Source organism: Mycobacterium sp., assembly GCF_025933915.1.
GTDB lineage: Bacteria > Actinomycetota > Actinomycetes > Mycobacteriales > Mycobacteriaceae > Mycobacterium.
Window position 1 is genome coordinate 1 of the sequence record NZ_JAICZA010000294.1, and the last position, 2,562, is coordinate 2,562.

Genomic DNA, 2,562 nt, shown 5'->3' on the forward strand with positions numbered 1-2,562 from the left:
AACGCGCTGCCGGTGCCAGCGCGGACCCATCTCGACGACGGCCGCCGCCCGGACATTGCGCGCCCACTGGGTGTTGCCGCGTGGCGAGACCAGGTAGTCCACGCCGTCGACCGTCAGCAGGTTGATCACGACCGCGCGCTGTTTACCGCTTTTGCGGCCACGGACCCGCAGCGCGCGGGTCCCGGCGATGCTGATCCCCGCCTCGGCAAGCCAGCGGATCACCGCGTTGGCCGCGCGGGCGGCCCGGTTCGGCTCGTCATAGCGTGTGGACATCGTGGATCCTCTCGGCGAATCTCGTCGGAATCTTTGAGAGCGGTGCTCTCTCTTTTGTTGACGCTGCCACAACCCGCTTCGGAAAGCAAGAGCAGTGTTCTCGGTTGTGTCAGACTGGCCACGTGGGCAAACGCCAGGAGTCACGAGAACAGATCGAGGCGCGAATCATCGAACTCGGTCGCCGCCAACTGGTCGACCGCGGCGCGGCCGGGCTGTCGGTGCGCGCGATCGCCCGCGACCTGGGCATGGTCTCCTCGGCGGTGTACCGGTACGTGTCCAGCCGCGACGAGCTGCTGACCTTGCTGCTGGTCGACGCCTATTCCGACCTGGCCGACACCGTGGAGCGCGCGCGCGACACCGTGGGAGAACTGTGGAGCGACGACGTCATCGCGATTGCGCGGGCGACCCGGGGATGGGCCGTCGCACACCCGGCGTGCTGGGCCCTGCTGTACGGCAGCCCGGTTCCCGGATATCACGCGCCGCCGGAGCGCACCGTCGCGGTCGGCACCCGGGTGGTCGCGGCCCTGTTCGACGCCGTCGCGGCCGGAATCGCCACCGGGGACATCCGGCTGACCAATGATCTTGCCCCGCAACCGATGTCATCCGATTTCGAACGGATACGGCACGAATTCGGCTTCCCCGGTGATGATCAGGTGCTTGCCAAGTGCTTCTTGCTGTGGGCCGGCGTGCTGGGCGCCATCAGCCTCGAAGTGTTCGGGCAATACGGCGCCGACACCCTCACCGACTCGGCGGCGCTCTTCGACACCCAGCTGCGGCTGCTGGTGGACGTGCTGAGCCAACATTGATGCTGCGGCGCGTCGCGGCGACCGCGCGTAATTAGAACGTGTTCACCCAGCGATTTCGGGCGCGGAGCGGGCCCGCATGGCAAAGTCGTTCGGGCCCTTTCTGGCGGCCCGGCGACTGGGCTATTCTGCGAGACGATGACGCTCCCCGTTGAATCGCCGACGCAGATCGCGTGGGTTACCACCGATCTGGATGCCACCGAAACGGCCCTCACCGGCCTGTTAGGCGTGCGGAAGTGGGTGCGCATACCGGATGTGCACTTTGCTCCGGATGCCTGCAGCTACCACGGCAAGCCCGCCGATTTCGTCGCCAGTATCTCCCTGAGCTACCTCGGCGACATGCAACTGGAGCTGATCCAGCCGGTTCGCGGCCAGAACATCTATAGTGACTTTTTGTCCGATTGCGGGGCGGGTTTGCACCACGTCTGCATGGAGGCCGAAAGCCCCGAGCAATTCGAAGCGGCGTTGGTCGAGGCCGCCGAGCGGGGCGCCGCGGTCGTGCAGCAAGGCGTGATGCCCGGAGGGATCCAATTCGCCTATGTCGCGGCGCCGCAGGCGGGAGTGCCGTTCGTGGAGTTCGCGTACGTCACGCCCGAAATGAGGGCGTTTTACGACTACATCAAACAAGAGCAGCGCTGAGCCGCGCCAACGGCGATGCAGAGCGCGGCGATGAGGAGGAGTGGCGCCAATGAGCACCGAGATACCGGCAACAATCAGTGCGAACGACGTCACGGCGTGGTCCGACGAGGTCGACGTGTTGGTGATCGGCTTCGGCATCGCCGGCGGCTGCGCCGCGGTCAGCGCGGCGGCCGGTGGCGCGCGAGTGCTGGTGTTCGAACGCGCGGCCGCCGCCGGCGGCACCACTTCGCTTGCCGGAGGCCACTTTTACCTCGGTGGCGGCACCGCGGTGCAGCAGGCGACCGGTCAGGACGACTCCGCCGAGGAGATGTACAAGTACCTCGTCGAGGTCTCGCGTGAGCCCGAACTCGACAAGATTCGCGCCTACTGCGACGGCAGCGTCGAGCATTTCAATTGGCTGGAAGACTTGGGCTTTCAGTTCGAGCGCAGCTACTACCCGGGCAAAGTCGTCGTCCCGCCGGGCACCGAGGGCCTCAGCTACACGGGCAATGAAAAGGTGTGGCCCTTCTGTGAGCGGGCCAAGCCCGCGCCGCGTGGGCATTCCGTGCCGGTGCCCGGGGAGTTGGGTGGTGCGTCCATGGTCATCGATCTGTTAGTCAAACGCGCCGATGCGCTGGGCGTGCAGGTCCGCTACGAGACTGGGGCAACCAACCTCATCCTGGACGACGACGGCGCCGTGGTCGGCGTCGCGTGGAAGCGTTTCGCGGAAACCGGCGCCGTCAAGGCCAAAGCCGTCATCGTCGCGGCGGGCGGTTTCGCGATGAATCCGGAGATGGTTGCTGAGCACACTCCCGCTTTGGGCCAGCCGCGGCGCACCAAGCATCACGGCCTGGCCGCGCCCTACATC

At 66.5% G+C, this 2,562-nt stretch carries 3 protein-coding genes and 1 pseudogene; 3 read left to right on the plus strand and 1 reads right to left on the minus strand.

Features of this window, described 5'->3' with window-relative positions; all coding sequences use genetic code 11:
* A pseudogene (locus Q0W90_RS24175) lies at positions 1-273 on the minus strand (nitroreductase family deazaflavin-dependent oxidoreductase); the annotation flags it as partial.
* 122 nt (positions 274-395) lie between these two features.
* On the opposite strand from Q0W90_RS24175, the gene Q0W90_RS24180 reads away from it, so the two are divergent.
* From Q0W90_RS24180 to Q0W90_RS24190, 3 genes are all read left to right on the plus strand, one after another.
* Entirely contained in the window at positions 396-1,079 is a 684-nt protein-coding gene (locus Q0W90_RS24180) for a TetR/AcrR family transcriptional regulator (RefSeq protein WP_297698208.1), read from the plus strand.
* 135 nt (positions 1,080-1,214) lie between these two features.
* Positions 1,215-1,715 carry a VOC family protein gene (locus tag Q0W90_RS24185; protein ID WP_297777177.1) on the plus strand — a complete coding sequence of 167 codons (501 nt, stop codon included), beginning with the start codon at positions 1,215-1,217 and terminating at the stop codon, positions 1,713-1,715.
* Between the two features lie 49 nt (positions 1,716-1,764).
* Positions 1,765-2,562 (plus strand): FAD-binding protein (locus tag Q0W90_RS24190; RefSeq protein WP_297777179.1); only part of this gene is annotated, 798 nt, incomplete at its 3' end.